This is a genomic window from Streptomyces sp. NPDC048361 (assembly GCF_040651795.1).
Classification (GTDB): domain Bacteria; phylum Actinomycetota; class Actinomycetes; order Streptomycetales; family Streptomycetaceae; genus Streptomyces.
Window position 1 is genome coordinate 19,229 of sequence record NZ_JBEZKW010000044.1, and the last position, 13,511, is coordinate 32,739.

Annotated in this window: 17 protein-coding genes; 10 read left to right on the forward strand and 7 right to left on the reverse strand. The window is 73.1% G+C overall.

Annotated elements, in window-relative coordinates; all coding sequences use genetic code 11:
• Positions 1-58 precede the first annotated feature (58 nt).
• Positions 59-184, reverse strand: a complete 126-nt coding sequence (locus AB0D31_RS23900; protein WP_362726581.1) for a hypothetical protein — start codon at positions 182-184, stop codon at positions 59-61.
• A 335-nt stretch (positions 185-519) separates the two neighbouring features.
• On the opposite strand from AB0D31_RS23900, the gene AB0D31_RS23905 reads away from it, so the two are divergent.
• Positions 520-1,251: a TVP38/TMEM64 family protein gene (locus AB0D31_RS23905; RefSeq protein WP_362726584.1), complete on the forward strand. Its 732-nt coding sequence runs from the start codon at positions 520-522 to the stop codon at positions 1,249-1,251.
• Between the two features lie 439 nt (positions 1,252-1,690).
• Positions 1,691-2,563, forward strand: coding sequence for an undecaprenyl-diphosphate phosphatase (locus AB0D31_RS23910; protein WP_362726587.1), 873 nt, complete (start codon positions 1,691-1,693; stop codon positions 2,561-2,563).
• 29 nt (positions 2,564-2,592) lie between these two features.
• On the opposite strand, the gene AB0D31_RS23915 is transcribed toward AB0D31_RS23910, so the two are convergent.
• Positions 2,593-2,970 (reverse strand): hypothetical protein, encoded by a 378-nt coding sequence (locus AB0D31_RS23915; RefSeq protein WP_362726590.1) that lies wholly within the window; start codon positions 2,968-2,970, stop codon positions 2,593-2,595.
• A gap of 206 nt (positions 2,971-3,176) precedes the next feature.
• Here AB0D31_RS23915 and AB0D31_RS23920 point away from each other — a divergent pair, with 206 nt between their 5' ends.
• The 3 genes from AB0D31_RS23920 to AB0D31_RS23930 all read left to right on the forward strand — a co-directional run bounded on the left by AB0D31_RS23920 (position 3,177) and on the right by AB0D31_RS23930 (position 4,735).
• The gene (locus tag AB0D31_RS23920; RefSeq protein WP_362726593.1) at positions 3,177-3,353 is read left to right on the forward strand and encodes a hypothetical protein; all 177 of its coding nucleotides are present in this window, start codon (positions 3,177-3,179) and stop codon (positions 3,351-3,353) included.
• 115 nt (positions 3,354-3,468) lie between these two features.
• Positions 3,469-3,666, forward strand: a complete 198-nt coding sequence (locus AB0D31_RS23925) for a hypothetical protein (protein ID WP_362726596.1) — start codon at positions 3,469-3,471, stop codon at positions 3,664-3,666.
• 256 nt (positions 3,667-3,922) lie between these two features.
• Complete coding sequence (locus AB0D31_RS23930) at positions 3,923-4,735, forward strand: GNAT family N-acetyltransferase (protein WP_362726599.1); 813 nt, start codon at positions 3,923-3,925, stop codon at positions 4,733-4,735.
• Between the two features lie 226 nt (positions 4,736-4,961).
• Here the strand turns inward: AB0D31_RS23930 and AB0D31_RS23935 are convergent, their stop codons facing one another.
• The gene (locus AB0D31_RS23935; protein ID WP_362726602.1) at positions 4,962-5,750 is read right to left on the reverse strand and encodes a crotonase/enoyl-CoA hydratase family protein; all 789 of its coding nucleotides are present in this window, start codon (positions 5,748-5,750) and stop codon (positions 4,962-4,964) included.
• A gap of 83 nt (positions 5,751-5,833) precedes the next feature.
• Between AB0D31_RS23935 and AB0D31_RS23940 the strand changes: the two genes are divergently transcribed.
• Entirely contained in the window at positions 5,834-6,322 is a 489-nt protein-coding gene (locus tag AB0D31_RS23940; RefSeq protein WP_362726605.1) for a nuclear transport factor 2 family protein, read from the forward strand.
• Between the two features lie 111 nt (positions 6,323-6,433).
• The gene (gene lnt / locus AB0D31_RS23945; RefSeq protein WP_362726608.1) at positions 6,434-8,002 is read left to right on the forward strand and encodes an apolipoprotein N-acyltransferase; all 1,569 of its coding nucleotides are present in this window, start codon (positions 6,434-6,436) and stop codon (positions 8,000-8,002) included.
• Here the strand turns inward: lnt and AB0D31_RS23950 are convergent.
• Both AB0D31_RS23950 and AB0D31_RS23955 read right to left on the reverse strand, forming a co-directional pair.
• Complete coding sequence (locus AB0D31_RS23950; RefSeq protein WP_362726611.1) at positions 7,926-8,831, reverse strand: Gfo/Idh/MocA family oxidoreductase; 906 nt, start codon at positions 8,829-8,831, stop codon at positions 7,926-7,928. The genes lnt and AB0D31_RS23950 overlap by 77 nt on opposite strands.
• Positions 8,832-8,866: 35 nt before the next feature.
• Positions 8,867-10,072 (reverse strand): FAD-dependent monooxygenase, encoded by a 1,206-nt coding sequence (locus tag AB0D31_RS23955; protein WP_362726614.1) that lies wholly within the window; start codon positions 10,070-10,072, stop codon positions 8,867-8,869.
• A 119-nt stretch (positions 10,073-10,191) separates the two neighbouring features.
• Between AB0D31_RS23955 and AB0D31_RS23960 the strand changes: the two genes are divergently transcribed.
• The 3 genes from AB0D31_RS23960 to AB0D31_RS23970 all read left to right on the forward strand — a co-directional run bounded on the left by AB0D31_RS23960 (position 10,192) and on the right by AB0D31_RS23970 (position 12,055).
• A complete protein-coding gene (locus AB0D31_RS23960; RefSeq protein ID WP_362726616.1) occupies positions 10,192-10,794 on the forward strand; it encodes a TetR/AcrR family transcriptional regulator in 603 nt (200 codons plus the stop codon).
• Positions 10,795-10,953: 159 nt separating this feature from the next.
• A complete protein-coding gene (locus AB0D31_RS23965) occupies positions 10,954-11,490 on the forward strand; it encodes a DinB family protein (protein WP_362726619.1) in 537 nt (178 codons plus the stop codon).
• 100 nt (positions 11,491-11,590) lie between these two features.
• A complete protein-coding gene (locus AB0D31_RS23970) occupies positions 11,591-12,055 on the forward strand; it encodes a hypothetical protein (RefSeq protein WP_362726622.1) in 465 nt (154 codons plus the stop codon).
• A gap of 81 nt (positions 12,056-12,136) precedes the next feature.
• Here AB0D31_RS23970 and AB0D31_RS23975 read toward each other — a convergent pair whose 3' ends face one another.
• Both AB0D31_RS23975 and ung read right to left on the reverse strand, forming a co-directional pair.
• Entirely contained in the window at positions 12,137-12,610 is a 474-nt protein-coding gene (locus AB0D31_RS23975; RefSeq protein ID WP_362726625.1) for a hypothetical protein, read from the reverse strand.
• Positions 12,611-12,767: 157 nt separating this feature from the next.
• Positions 12,768-13,451 (reverse strand): uracil-DNA glycosylase, encoded by a 684-nt coding sequence (ung, locus tag AB0D31_RS23980; protein ID WP_362726628.1) that lies wholly within the window; start codon positions 13,449-13,451, stop codon positions 12,768-12,770.
• Positions 13,452-13,511: the final 60 nt, after the last annotated feature.

Here is a 13,511-nt window from a genome sequence, read left to right on the forward strand (position 1 = left end):
ACCCCTGAGATCCGGCCGACCCTCCCCCTGCGGGGTCCGCCGGAGTCTCCGGGAAGGGTCAGCTTCGGGCGCCGCCGAGGGGCACCGCGGGTGCGACGGCGCAGATGGCCGTGGCCCTGGTGGAGGCAGCCTTCGGCGCGGCCGCGAATGCGGACGGCGCTGCGAGGAAGGCGTACCTGGACATGTCGCCGATCATCCGTGGTGGGCGGCGGCGCGTCGAATGGTTTTCCGGGGCCGCCAGTTGGGGCGGGCGCCTCGGATCACAGGTTCTTCAGGGCCTCGCGCACGGAGGCCCACCACCGCAGTGCGACGGCCGCGCAGTCCGCTCCGGCGGGCCCGGGAAGCCCGTCGAGCACTGCTTTCGACAGCGCGCGGCGCATGGGGTCACCGTACGCAGGGCCGGTCATGGAGCCGCCGTACACAAAACGGGGGCCGGGCCGGGGCGACGGGGACGCGGTGGGGCGGGGTGGGAGACGTCGCTTACGGCGGGCGAGCACCCCGGTCGGTTAGTCTCCCGGGATGTTCGAGCCCGCCGCCCGGCCCCCGTCCGCTCTCGCCGCCCGCTGCGGCAGAGCGCTGCTGTCGCCGTGGTCGCGGTTCACCCTGCTGGTCCTCGTCCTGGTGGCCGCCGCGTCCACCGTGCTCGTCCTGCAGCCGCAGCGGATGCTCGCCGACGGCTGGCCGCCGCACGTGGGCGGGGCCGGAGCGGTGGCGCTCTTCGCGGTGGCGTACGGGTTGTGCACGGCGGCGTTCGTACCCCGCCCGATCCTCAATCTGGCCGCGGGGGCCCTCTTCGCGACCCAGGCCGGGTTGGTGGCGGCGCTCATGGGCACGGTGCTCGGCGCGGGCATCTCCTTCGGCCTGGTCAGGATGTTGGGCCAGGACGCGCTGCGCCCGCTGCTGCGCGGGCGCTGGCTGAAGGCGGCCGACGGCCAGCTGTCGCGGCACGGGTTCCGCTCGATGATGGCGATCCGCCTCTTCCCCGGGGTGCCGTTCGCCGCCGCCAACTACTGTGCCGCGGTCTCGCGCATGGGCTGGGCCCCCTTCCTGCTGGCGACGGGGGTCGGCTCGGTGCCCAACACCCTCGCGTACGTCGTCGCGGGCGGCAGCGCCGCGTCGCCGACCTCGCCCGCCTTCCTGATCGCGATGGGCTTCATCGTCCTCAGCGGTGTGGCGGCCGCCGCGGTGGCCTGGCGCAAGCGACACCGGCTACGGCGGAGCGAGGGCCCGCCCGGCGCGGACCGCCGCTGACCGGGGGCCAGGGCGAAGCGAGGCCCGTCCCGGAGCGGCCCGACGCCGACTGAGGGCTAAGGCGAAGTGAGGCCCGTCCGGGGCGGCCCGCCGGTGACCGTGACGCGGGGAGCGGTCGCGCAGCCCGCGGTCTTCCGGGGACGCAGCCGCCTCGCCGCCCCCACGCCCCGCACCCCGCACCCCGCACCCCGCAGAGACACCGCCGCCTCCCCGCCCCCGCACCCCGCACCCCGCAGGGACACCGCCGCCTCGCAACCCCGTGTTTCCCCGGGGCGCGGCCGTTCGGCAACCGTCCGTTCATCCGCGGTCGCTACCGTGCGGCTCGATCCGTGCAAGATCACCGGAGCTGTGGTGCGGCCGTGCCGCCCCGAACGCTTCGGCCGATCCGACGTGCCCGGCCGGCCCGCACCCCGACCTCTCTTGGATGGCGCAGCAACCCATGTCTTGGTTCGAATCGTTCATACTCGGGCTCGTCCAGGGTCTTACGGAGTTCCTGCCCATCTCCTCCAGCGCCCATCTGCGGCTGACCGCGGCGTTCGCGGGCTGGCACGACCCCGGGGCCGCGTTCACCGCCATCACCCAGATCGGCACCGAGACGGCCGTTCTCATCTACTTCCGCGCGGACATCGCCCGCATCGTCTCCGCCTGGTTCCGGTCCCTCACCGACCGTTCGCTGCGCGGGGACAGCGACGCGCGCATGGGCTGGCTCGTCATCGTGGGCTCGATTCCGATCGGGGTGCTCGGCATCGTCCTGAAGGACCAGATCGACACCTCCTTCCGCGACCTGCGGGTGATCGCGACGACGCTCGTCGTGATGGGCGTCGTGCTCGGAGTCGCCGACCGCCTTGCGGCCCGCGACGAGTCGGGCGGTCGCCACCGCGCGGCGAGGGAACGCAAATCGCTGCACGAACTCAGCACCAGAGACGGCCTGATCTACGGCATGTGCCAGGCGATGGCACTCATCCCCGGCGTCTCCCGCTCGGGCGCCACCATCAGCGGCGGCCTCCTCATGGGCTACACCCGGGAGGCCGCGGCGCGTTACTCCTTCCTGCTGGCCGTCCCCGCCGTCCTCGCCTCCGGTGTCTTCGAGTTGAAGGACGCGGGCGGCCCCGGACAGGCCCCGATGCTGCCCACGCTGTTCGCCGCGGTCATCGCTTTCGGCGTCGGCTACGCGGTCATCGCCTGGTTCATGTCGTTCATCTCCAACAAGAGCTTCATGCCCTTCGTGGTCTACCGGATCGTGCTGGGCGTCGTCCTGTTCGCCCTCATCGGCGCCGGCACGCTCAGCCCCGACGCGGGCGGCGGACTCTGATCCGGCGCCACCGAGGGCCAGTTGGCCGCTCAACCGGCCGCAGGGCCGGGACCCTCCCCCTTGGCCCCCTCGGCGCGCAGCGCCAAGTCCTGGAGCACATCGGCCGACGACACGTCCTGCTCCCCGGAGTCGTGGACCTGGGCGAGGGCCACGAACGCCAGGCTGAAGGCGGCCACGAGCTGACGGATGGCGCCGCCGACCTCCCGGGCCACGAGGGTCGCCATCTCCTGCGGGGTGGCGTCGGCCGGGATCTCGATGTGCGGCATCGTCTCGTTGAGCAGCGCGGTGACGATGCCGATCTCCGTGTCCCCGCCACCCCGTTCGCCGTCCTGTTCCATGCGTCGGCGGTAGTCCCCGGCCTCGGTGAGGATGCCGATCACTCGCTTGAGAACCTCGCTCTGCTCCATCTCGCGAGGATAGGCGGCGGCCACCGCGGCGTACGTGACAACGCCCCGGTCGCGCCGGGCAGTTGAGCGGGCCCCGCCCGGCCTGTCCGGATCCGGTCCCCGGCACCCGCGCGGACCGGCCCCGGTGTCCGGCTCAACCGGCCGGTGTTGGCTGAGAGTTCCTACTCCGTGGCGCTGGGTCACCTCATGGCCGTAGGCTTGTCCTCATGCCCCCGACTTTCGACCGCCGCTGCCTTCGCCCCGCCGACGTGGTGAACGCGGAGATCCGCTCGCTGTGGGAGCAGTCCGACGGACGCCTCTCCCCCGACGAGGAGGAGCGTTACCGCGGGCTCCTCGTCGAGTGGGCGGCCGCGGTACGCGACGACTCCGCCCAAGCGGCCTGATTCCGCGCCTCCCAAACCTGCCCCGCCTGTGACCTTGCCCACCCCGCACCCCGCCCACCTGGGGTTTGACGCATTCACGCGTCCGGCGGGGCGGCCGGGCCCGTAGCCTGGACGCATGTCTTCCTCCCCCGACCGGCCCGGCACGCCGCCGTCCGACGCGGATGCCGCCAACGACGCCATCCGTGCGCTCGTCGACGGCGCGGACGGCCAGTGGCCCGCGGAGGAGTACGAGCGGCTGCTCGCCGACTGGGCGGCCGCCGTGGGCGACGCGGCGCCGCTCGCCGCGGGGGCCACCGCACGGCCGCGGTCCTGAGCCGAGCCCCTTCCGGTTTTCCCGACGTGTCCCCGCAGTACTGATTCTCGGTCGCCGGGAGCCTTCCCCCGGCGCTGAACCCCCTTGCTGCGGGCCTTCCCCGTGGCGCTGTACTCCGGTTGCCAGCACCCTCCCTCGGAGCCGACTTCCGGTTGCTCCGGGCGTTTCTGCGGCGCCGAATTCCGGTTGCCGGGCCCCTTCGCGCCGCGTCGAATTCCGGTTGCCGGAGGCCTTCCCACGGTGCTGGAGTGGCCCGATGAACACCGACCCCGACCCCGGCCCCCTGGACAGCGGCACCGATGACGAGCTGCTCGCCGTCTTCGACCGGCAGATGCGCGAGTACGCCCTGCCCGACGGGCCCGGCGCCCGGATCGAGCGCAACGGCGACGTCGTGCGGCAGGTCGGCCCCGCACCCGCGTGGAACGGCATCCTCTGGTCGGACCTCACGGCGGCGAATGCGGAGGCCCAGATCGCCGCGCAGGTACGCCACTTCGCGTCCCTCGGCGTCGAGTGCGAGTGGAAGCTGTACGCCCACGACTGCCCCGCCGACCTCGGGCAGCGCCTGGTGGCCGCCGGGTTCGAGGCCGAGCCTGCCGAGTCCCTCATGGTCGCCCGCGTCGCGGACCTCTCCCTCGACCCCGGCCTCGCCCCGGGCATCTCCCTGCACCCCGTGACCGACGCGGCCGGGGTGCACCTGATGGCCGAGGTCCACGAAGGTGCCTTCGGCGGCGACGCCTCCCGCCTGCGGGAGCGGCTGCTCGCCCAGCTCGCCGAAGCACCCGACACCCTCATCGCGGTGGTGGCCATGGCCGCCGGCGTGCCGGTCAGCGCGGCCCGCATGGAGCTGTACCCCGGTACGGAGTTCGCCGGCCTGTGGGGCGGCGGCACTCTGCCCCAGTGGCGCGGCAAGGGCATCTACCGCGCCCTGATCGCCCATCGCGCCCGCATCGCGGCGGAGCGCGGCTGCCGCTATCTCCAGGTCGACGCCTCCGACCAGAGCCGCCCCATCCTGCGCCGCCTCGGCTTCACTCCGCTGACCGTGACGACCCCGTACATCCGCCGTCCGTAGCTGAGCCTCCCCTCGGGTCCGCATGTCATCAACTGCCGTGTGGAGCAGGAGCGTTGATGCCGCTTACGGCGAAGCCTCCGGTCCCGTGCCGGCCGGTTCCGGCCTCCCCGCCGTCCCATCAGGCCCCGCCGTCCCATCAGGCCCCGCCGTCCCATCAGGCCCCGCCGTCCCATCAGGCCCCGCCGTCCCATCAGGCCCCGCCGTCCCATCGGGCCCCGCTGCCCCATCAAGCCCCGTCGTCGAACCTCCCGTGCCGGCCCGCCCCCGCGGCGAACCGGGCCGCTCCCTCGCTCGCCTCGCCACCGAGCGCGTGGACGCCGTGGCGCACCTCGTTCAGGAGGGCTTCCTCCTCGCCCATCCCCTCCTGTTCGCGCAGCGACATCCGGTCGTGGCGCAGGCACGTCTGCGGGAACGCGGCGATCTCCGCGGCGAGCCGTTCCGCCGCCGCGCGGGCGGTACCGGTCGGCACGACGCGGTCGGCGAGCCCGATGGCGTGGGCCTCCGCCGAGTCGACCGGCCGCCCGGTGAGGACGAGGTCCATGGCGCGGCCCGCTCCGATGAGCCGCGGAAGACGCACCGTGCCGCCGTCGATCAGCGGCACGCCCCAGCGCCGGCAGAAGACCCCGAACACGGCGTCCTGTTCCATCACCCGCAGGTCGCACCAGAGGGCGAGTTCGAGCCCGCCCGCCACCGCGTGCCCGGCGACGGCCGCGACGACCGGTTTGGAGAGCCGCAGCCGGGTCGGTCCCATGGGGCCGTCGCCGTGCTCGGTGACCGTGTTGCCGCGTTCGGTGCCCAGCGCCTTGAGGTCGGCGCCGGCGCAGAAGGTGCCGCCCTCGCCCCACAGGACCGCGACCGCGGCCCCCGCGTCGGCCTCGAAGGCGCGGAAGGCATCGGCGAGAGCCCGGGCGGTGGGACCGTCCACCGCGTTGCGCACGCCGGGGCGCGAGAGCACCACCGTCGTGACCGGGCCGTGCCGTTCGCTGCGTACCGCCGGAGAGCTGTCATCAGTCATGGCGCCAGCGGTAACACGGCACGCCAACCGCCCACAAGTGCAGCGCTCTTGGCGTCACGGGCCCGGGGGCGGAGACTGACCCGATGACGCAGCGTGTGGATCTCGGGACCCTCTTGGACCGGCTGGCCATCGACGAACTCATCACCGGATATGCCGCAGCCGTCGACGACGGGGACTGGCCCGGCTACCGCGCCCTGTTCGCCGCCGAGGGCCGCGCGGACTACCGCGCCGCGGGCGGCATCGAGGGTGGAGCCGAAGAGGTGGCGCGCTGGCTCGGCGAGACTCTGGAGTTCTTCCCGGTGCGCCAGCATCTGATCACCAACCGGATGCTGACCCTTCAGGACCTCGGCGGCTACCCGGGCGACCGGGCCGAGCTGCGCGCCGACTACCTCAACCCGATGTGCTGCGGCACCGGGGGCGGCGTGGCGCCACCGGCCCCCGACTTCGAGGCCGGCGGCCGGTACGCGTTCTCGCTGGTCCGCACCGAGGAGGGGTGGCGGCTGCGATCGGTGACCGTGTTCGAGAAGTGGCGGCGATTGTCGGGGGCGCTCGCCGGGCACTCGGGGGGCTGAGGGGTGGACGTAACGCGCCGGGGCCTCCGGGCCGTCTGCGCGTGGTCGCCGCTCTCCCGCACACTGGCGGGGGGAGACAACTGATCACGGGGGTGGGCAAGGAGGCGCGGTATGCGGAGTCCGGTCGGCCGGCACGGTCCACGGCTGGATTCGGCCTGGTGGCGCGGCGCGGCCGCGCTGCTCGCCGGGGCGCTGCCCGCGCTCGCGTTCCCCGCACCCTCACTGTGGTGGCTGGCCTATGTCGCCCTGGTGCCCCTGCTGCTGCTCGTGCGTTCCGCGGGCAGCGTGCGGCGTGCCGCGCTCGACGGGTGGCTGGGTGGCACCGGGTTCATGCTCGCCGTGCACCACTGGCTCCTGCCGAGCCTCAATGTGTTCATCGTGGTGCTGGCCGGGCTGCTCGGGCTGTTGTGGGCGCCGTGGGGTGTCCTGGTGCGCTCGGTTCTGGGTGGGCGGCCTTCGGTGGCGCGCGCTCTGACGGCGTTGGCGGTGGTGCCGTCGGGCTGGCTGATGGTGGAGCTGGTCCGGTCGTGGCAGGGGCTCGGCGGGCCGTGGGGGCTGCTCGGCGCGAGCCAGTGGGAGGTGGCTCCCGCGCTGCGGTTGATGTCCGTGGGCGGGGTGTGGCTGGTGAGCCTGCTCGTGGTGGCGGTGAACACCGCTGTCGCCCTCTGTGTGGTGCATCCCCCGGCACGGATCTCCATGGTGTCGGCCCTCGTAGTGGGCGCGCTCACCACGAGCGCGGTATGGGTGTGGGCCCCTCTGAAGCAGGACGGTCGGTTGCGGATCGCCGTGGTGCAGCCCGGTGTGATCGAGAACGGCGATGCCCGCTTCGCCCGCAGTGAGGCGCTCACCCGCGACCTGGCGGGGCAGCGGGTGGATCTCGTGGTGTGGGGCGAGAGCAGTGTGGGCGAGGATCTGGCCGCCCGCCCGGACCTGGCCGCGCGGATCGCGAAGGTCTCCCAGGACGTCGGCGCGGACATCCTGGTGAACGTGGACGCGCGCAGGTCCGACAAGCCGGGCATCTTCAAGAGTTCGGTGCTCGTCGGCCCGCACGGGCCGACCGGTCAGCGCTACGACAAGATGCGGCTCGTGCCGTTCGGCGAGTACATCCCGGCCCGTTCGCTGCTCGGCTGGGCGACCTCGGTCGGCAAGGCGGCCGACGAGGACCGACGGCGCGGCACGACGCCCGTGGTCATGACACTGCCCTCGGGGGTGCGGGTCGGTCCGCTGGTGTGCTTCGAGTCCGCCTTCCCCGACATGAGCCGCCATCTGGTGCGCGACGGCGCCCGGTTGATCGTCGCGCAGTCCTCGACGTCGTCGTTCCAGGACACCTGGGCCCCCGCCCAGCACGCCTCGCTGGGCGCACTGCGCGCCGCCGAGACGGGCCGCCCGGTGGTCCATGCGACACTGACCGGCATCAGCGCGGTCTACGGTGCGGACGGCCACCGGATCGGCCGGTGGATCGGCACCTCGGCCAGCACCTCCGCCGTGTACGACGTGCCGCTCACCACCGGCACCACGCCCTTCGTGCGCTTCGGCGACTGGGCGGTGTACTCGGCGCTTGTGGTGCTCGCCGTGTTCTGCGCGGCCGAGGGGGTGCGGGCGCTCAGGAGGCCTGGGCCAGGGACTCCAGCACCACCCGCTCGCACAGCTCATGGGTCGCCAGCGCGTCCTGGGCGCTGAGAGTCTTTCCGGCCCGTACGGCGTCGAGGAAGGACAGCACGGCCTGCTCGATGCCGCGCTGGCGGGCGACCGGCACCCAGTCGCCGCGCCGGCGCAGCGTCGGCTGGCCCTTGTGGTCCACCACGTCGGCGAGGTTGAGCACCTGGCGCTTGGTGTCCTGCCCCGAGACTTCCAGGATCTCCTCGGTGGATCCGTTCATCCGGTTCATGGTGCCGATCGCGGTGAACCCGTCACCGGAGAGCTGAAGGACCACGTGCTCCATCAGGCCGTCGCGGATCCGGGCCCGTACGACGGTGTGCTCGATCGGGCCCGGCACCAGGAAACGCAGGGTGTCCACGACGTGGATGAAGTCGTCGAGCACCAGGGTGCGCGGGTCCTCGGGCAGCCCCACCCGGTTCTTCTGCATGAGGATCAACTCGCGCGGGTGGTCGGCGCATTGGGCGTAGCTGGGGGCGAGCCGCCGGTTGAAACCGACGGCGAGGCTGACGCCGCGCGTCTCGGCGAGCGCCACGAGCCGCTCGGACTCGGCGAGTTCGTACGCCAGCGGCTTGTCCACATAGGTCGGTACGCCGGCTTCGATGAGCCGCGTCACGATCTCCGGGTGTACGGCGGTCGGCGCGTGCACGAACGCCGCGTCGAGATCCTGCGCCAGCAACGAGTCGAGGCCGGTGTGGAGTTGAGCGGCGGGAATGCGGTGGGCGTCGGCCACCGTGGCCAGGGTGGCCGGGGTGCGGGTCTGCAGATGCAGTTCCGTGTCGGCCAGGGTGGTCAGCACCGGCAGATAGGCCTTCTGCGCGATGTCCCCGAGTCCGATGCATCCGACCTTCACGGGGTCTCCCTGTCGCCGAGCGGTGTGCTGCTTCCTTACCTGGTCAGCATACGTTCGGTGGGTGGCCGCCAGTCCATGACCTCCGCGAAGGAGCGCAGCAGCGGGCCCGGCCCGATCGCGCTGCCCGCACGGATCAGCACGTTGCGGAGCGCGATGGCGGCCGGGTCGCGCATCATCGCGAGCCGCGCGGCGCGCTGTGCCGTCCCGACGATGGCCGTGGTGCGCGGCATCCGCTCGGCGCTGTAGCGGGCGAGCCCGGCGGTGAGGTCTGCGTCGGGAGCCGCGTGGTGGGCGAGGACGACGGCGTCCTCGAGGGCCTGGTTGCCACCCTGGCCGAGCGTCGGCGCCATGGCGTGCGCCGCGTCGCCGATGAGAACGACCCGGCCGCGATGGTGGGCGGGCAGGCTCCGCGCCATCCAGTGGACGTCGTTGCGCAGCACCGCGTCTTCGTCGGCGGCCGCGAGGAGGGCGGGGATCGGCTCGTGCCAGGAGCCGAACAGCCGTCGCAGTTCGGCGAGTTCACCCTCGACGGCGCGTGCGCCGACCGGGGCGCGCGCTGCTGCGTACGCGTAGACGCGGCCGTCCTTGAGGGGCTGGGTGCCCCAGAGCCGGCCCGGCCCCCAGGTCTCGTGCGGTGCGAAGGCGCTGCCGGGTCCCGGCACCACGAAGCGCCAGGTGGTGAATCCGGCGTACGCGGGTCCCGGGTGGGCCGGGAAGAGGTCCGCGCGCAGCGCGGAGTGGATGCCGTCGGCGCCGACGACCAGGTCGGCCCGGATGTCCCCGTCGGCGGTGCGGACCACGGCCGGGCGGTCGGCGGCCCCGCGGTCGACGAGTTCCGCCGCCGTTCCGGTGCGTACGGTCCCCTCGGGGAGCGCGGCGGCAAGGGTGTCGATCAGCGTGGCCCGGTGCAGCAGCACGACCGGGCCACCGAACGCGTCGGCCGCGGCCCGCGCATCGGTGCGGGCGAGCCACCGACCGCCCGGGGTGCGGATGCCGCCGTCGCCCTGCCAGGCAGCGAGGGCTCCGACGGCGTCCCCGAGGCCGATGACATCGAGGGCGCGCTGACCGTTGGGGGCGAGCGCGATCCCCGCGCCGGCCGGCGTCAGGCCGGCGGCCAGTTCCAGGACGGTGACGCGCCAGCCGCGCCCGAGCAGGGCCAGGGCGGCGGCGAGGCCGCCGATCCCGCCGCCGACGACGACCGCGCCGGGCTTCCCGCTCCCCCGGTCCACCTTCGTATACATGACGCCCCCTGACGTGCGGTGAGACCGCATCCCGGTCACTACGGCTGTAGTGACGCGGCAACGCTACTACAGCCGTAGTAGCGTGACTACAGTTGTAGTAGCCGGGATAGATTGGCCCCATGGCCGCACGCACCCCGGACACCTCCCGTGCCGAACTCATCGCCGATACCGCGCTCGCCCTGCTCACCGAGCGGGGCATGCGCGGCCTGACCCACCGCGCCGTGGACGAGCTTGCGGGGCTGCCACAGGGCTCGACCTCCAATCAGGCACGGACCCGGCTCGCCCTCCTCGAAGCGGCCGTCGCGCGGCAGTCCGAGCGGGAGGCCTCGGTGCTCACCCCGGCTGACATGCCGGTGCCGGGGAGCGGACTCGACGAGCTGACCGCGGCGCTCGCCCACGCCCTGCACCGCTACCTCACCGGCCATCGCGATCTGCTCGTCTCCCGCTACGAGTTGGCGCTTGAGGCGACCCGCCGCCCCGAGCTGCGCGCCTACTACGACGCGGCCGGGCGGCGGTTCAGGGAGCCGCTCGTGGCACTGATGGCGGCGGCGGGGTCCCGTACACCCGAGCGCCACGCGCTGAGCCTCGTCTCTTTCAGCGAAGGCCTGATGTTCTCCTGCGTGGCCGGTTCCCACCATGCCGAGGTGCTGTCCGAGTCCGAGCTGCGCCACGGCTTCTCCGAGCTGCTGCACGGCATGCTGGCCGGGCCCGCGCCACGCTGACGGCCGGGCCCGCGCCAACACGACGGATGGGCCCCGCCACGACGACGGTGACCGCGCACCGCGACGACGGGTGGGCATCACCGGGGCTTGGCCTCACCGGTGTGACAACCGGTGCGATAACCGGTGGCCACAGCCATGGCCGTCGGCCAGGATGGCGCCATGACGACCTCCGAAGTACCGCCGGCCGCAACCGCTCGGCACGACGAGCCCGCACTCGACGCCGGCGAGCGCGACATGCTCGAAGGCTGGCTGGAACACCACCGCGACACCCTGCTGTGGAAGTGCTCCGGGCTCAGCGACGAACAGCTCAAGCGGGCCGCGGTGCCGACGTCCGCACTCACCCTGCTCGGGCTGGTGCGCCACTTGGCCGAGGTCGAACGCTGGTGGTTCGTCTCGGTGTTCGCGGGCGGCACCGACGAGGCCGTGTACGGGACCGACGAGGACCCCGACGCCGACTTCCACTTCGGCCCGGACGACACCTACGCCGAGGCGCTGGCCACCTTTCGGCGCGAGGTCACGGCGGCCCGGGAGCACGCGGCCGGCCACGGGCTCGACGAGCTCAGCGCCGGCACGGCCCGCAATGGACAGCACTTCAGCCTGCGATGGATCTACACCCACATGATCGAGGAGTACGCCCGCCACAACGGCCACGCCGATCTGCTCCGCGAAGCCATCGACGGCGCCACCGGAAGCTGACGGTTCCGGGAGGGCGGGCCCGGACGGCCGGGTCACTCGTGTGGGCCATTGTGGCCCGGTGGGCTCGCTCAACAGCCTTCGTAACCAGCAGAGTTGTCCGGTGCATCGAACCGGGAACGCGCTGAGGCTCCTGACGACCCTGGCCGCCCTGGCCGTCTGCGGATGCGCCTCGGGGTGTGTCTCCGTCGAGGCCGGCCCCGCGCCCTCCCCGCCACCGGACCCGGCCGTCGGCCGGCGCAGCCACGTCTCCCCGCAGATCGTGCAGCCACCGGCGCGCGAGGCCCTGGACGCGATCACGCCCACCGGCCCGGCCGCCACGCCACCCCTGGCCCCCTCGCCCCCGCCTCCGCCCGCCGTGACCGACCGGCCGGAAGCGGCCCACCACGGCCGTCGCCACCGCACCGAACAGCCACGGCACCAGCCCGCCGCCCCCGGGAAGCGACACTCCGGGGCCGCCCCCGCGACGCCCGTTTCCGGCGACGTCTGCGCGCTCGGCCAGGGGTATGGACACTGGCGGGACGACAGCCCCGAGGCGCGCATCTGCCATCAGGTCTACGGCCCTTGACCCGCCACGGCCGCCACGGCCGTCACGGCGCCGCCTCCGTCACCGGGCCGCCGCCGATGGGCCCGCCGCCACCTTCCGCCGTCACACGGCGTCCAGCTGTCGCTCCAGCCGGCGCAGCGCCTCACGGATGTCGTTGCCGTACGCGTCGTCGTTCAGTACGTCCAGGGCGGCGTGGGCCCGGTCGAGATGGAGACGGGCCTCCGCGGGGCGGTGCAGCTTCGCGTAGTCGGCGGCGAGGTTGAGGTGGAGCGAGGGGTAGAAGGCGCGTACGGCGAGCGAGGCGCGGTGTGCCGTGAGGCGGTCCTGGCGCAGTCCGTCGGCGGCCGCCAACGCCCTCAGATCCCACGCCAGTTCGTCCCCGGCGTCGTCCTGTGCGTCGGCCATGTAGTGGGCGAGGGTGCAGCGGTGGAGCGCTTCACCGCGCTCGCCGATCTCCGACCACAGGGCGGCGAAGCGGTTGCGGGCCTCCTCGCGGTCCCCGCCGTGCAGCAGCATCATCGCTTGCCCGATCCGGGTCATCACGACGTCCCCCGGGGCTTCCTGCATGTCCGTCACACCGTCTCCACCAGTCGTCACGAAAGCCGAACGGTTTCGACGCTAGCGGCAGCCACTGACAATCGGCCTCAGGCTCGGGCCGGGGCACCGGCCTGTCAGCCGGACGCCGTCACACGCCACGGCCGGCCGGCGTCCCCGCTCGCCTCGGCCGGGCCCCTCAGCCCAGGTTCGGAATCCGCCAGTCGACGGGGGTGTGGCCCTGCTCCGCGATCGCCTCGTTGATCTGCGTGAACGGGTGGGAACCGAAGAACTTCTTCGCCGAGAGCGGCGAGGGGTGGGCGCCCTTGACCACGATGTGGCGCTCCTCGTCGATCAGCGGGAGCTTCTTCTGCGCGTAGTTGCCCCACAGCACGAAGACCGCCGGGTCGGGCCGCGAGGCGACGGCCCGGATCACCGCGTCGGTGAACCTCTCCCAGCCCTTGCCCTTGTGCGAGTTGGCCTCGCCGGAGCGCACGGTGAGGACCGCGTTGAGCAGCAGCACACCCTGCTCGGCCCACGGCATGAGGTAGCCGTTGTCCGGGATGTCGAGGCCCAGCTCGTCGCGCATCTCCTTGTAGATGTTGCGCAGGGACGGCGGTGTCCTGACGCCCGGCCGCACCGAGAAGCACAGTCCGTGGCCCTGGCCCTCGCCGTGGTAGGGGTCCTGGCCGAGGACCAGGACCTTCACCTTGTCGTACGGCGTCGCGTCCAGGGCGGCGAAGACCTCGTCGCGCGGCGGGAAGACGGGGCCCTTCGCCCGCTCCTCCTCGACGAATGCGGTGAGCTCCTTGAAGTACGGCTTCTGGAGCTCCTCGCCGAGGACGCCCTGCCAGGACTCGGGCAGCATGGCGGTATCGGTCACGTCAACAACCTCCGTGGGACATTCGGATCCACACCCTCGGTGCGGAGTTCCGAACCTACC

Coding starts and splice junctions, on each gene's coding strand:
- AB0D31_RS23940 (WP_362726605.1), top strand. CDS start 5,834: ATGACGCAGCGTGTGGATCTCGGGACCCTCTTGGACCGGCTGGCCATC.
- lnt (WP_362726608.1), top strand. CDS start 6,434: ATGCGGAGTCCGGTCGGCCGGCACGGTCCACGGCTGGATTCGGCCTGG.
- AB0D31_RS23920 (WP_362726593.1), top strand. CDS start 3,177: ATGCCCCCGACTTTCGACCGCCGCTGCCTTCGCCCCGCCGACGTGGTG.
- AB0D31_RS23955 (WP_362726614.1), bottom strand. CDS start 10,072: ATGTATACGAAGGTGGACCGGGGGAGCGGGAAGCCCGGCGCGGTCGTC.
- AB0D31_RS23905 (WP_362726584.1), top strand. CDS start 520: ATGTTCGAGCCCGCCGCCCGGCCCCCGTCCGCTCTCGCCGCCCGCTGC.
- AB0D31_RS23925 (WP_362726596.1), top strand. CDS start 3,469: ATGTCTTCCTCCCCCGACCGGCCCGGCACGCCGCCGTCCGACGCGGAT.
- AB0D31_RS23965 (WP_362726619.1), top strand. CDS start 10,954: ATGACGACCTCCGAAGTACCGCCGGCCGCAACCGCTCGGCACGACGAG.
- AB0D31_RS23935 (WP_362726602.1), bottom strand. CDS start 5,750: ATGACTGATGACAGCTCTCCGGCGGTACGCAGCGAACGGCACGGCCCG.
- AB0D31_RS23900 (WP_362726581.1), bottom strand. CDS start 184: ATGTCCAGGTACGCCTTCCTCGCAGCGCCGTCCGCATTCGCGGCCGCG.
- AB0D31_RS23960 (WP_362726616.1), top strand. CDS start 10,192: ATGGCCGCACGCACCCCGGACACCTCCCGTGCCGAACTCATCGCCGAT.
- AB0D31_RS23910 (WP_362726587.1), top strand. CDS start 1,691: ATGTCTTGGTTCGAATCGTTCATACTCGGGCTCGTCCAGGGTCTTACG.
- AB0D31_RS23915 (WP_362726590.1), bottom strand. CDS start 2,970: ATGGAGCAGAGCGAGGTTCTCAAGCGAGTGATCGGCATCCTCACCGAG.
- AB0D31_RS23930 (WP_362726599.1), top strand. CDS start 3,923: ATGAACACCGACCCCGACCCCGGCCCCCTGGACAGCGGCACCGATGAC.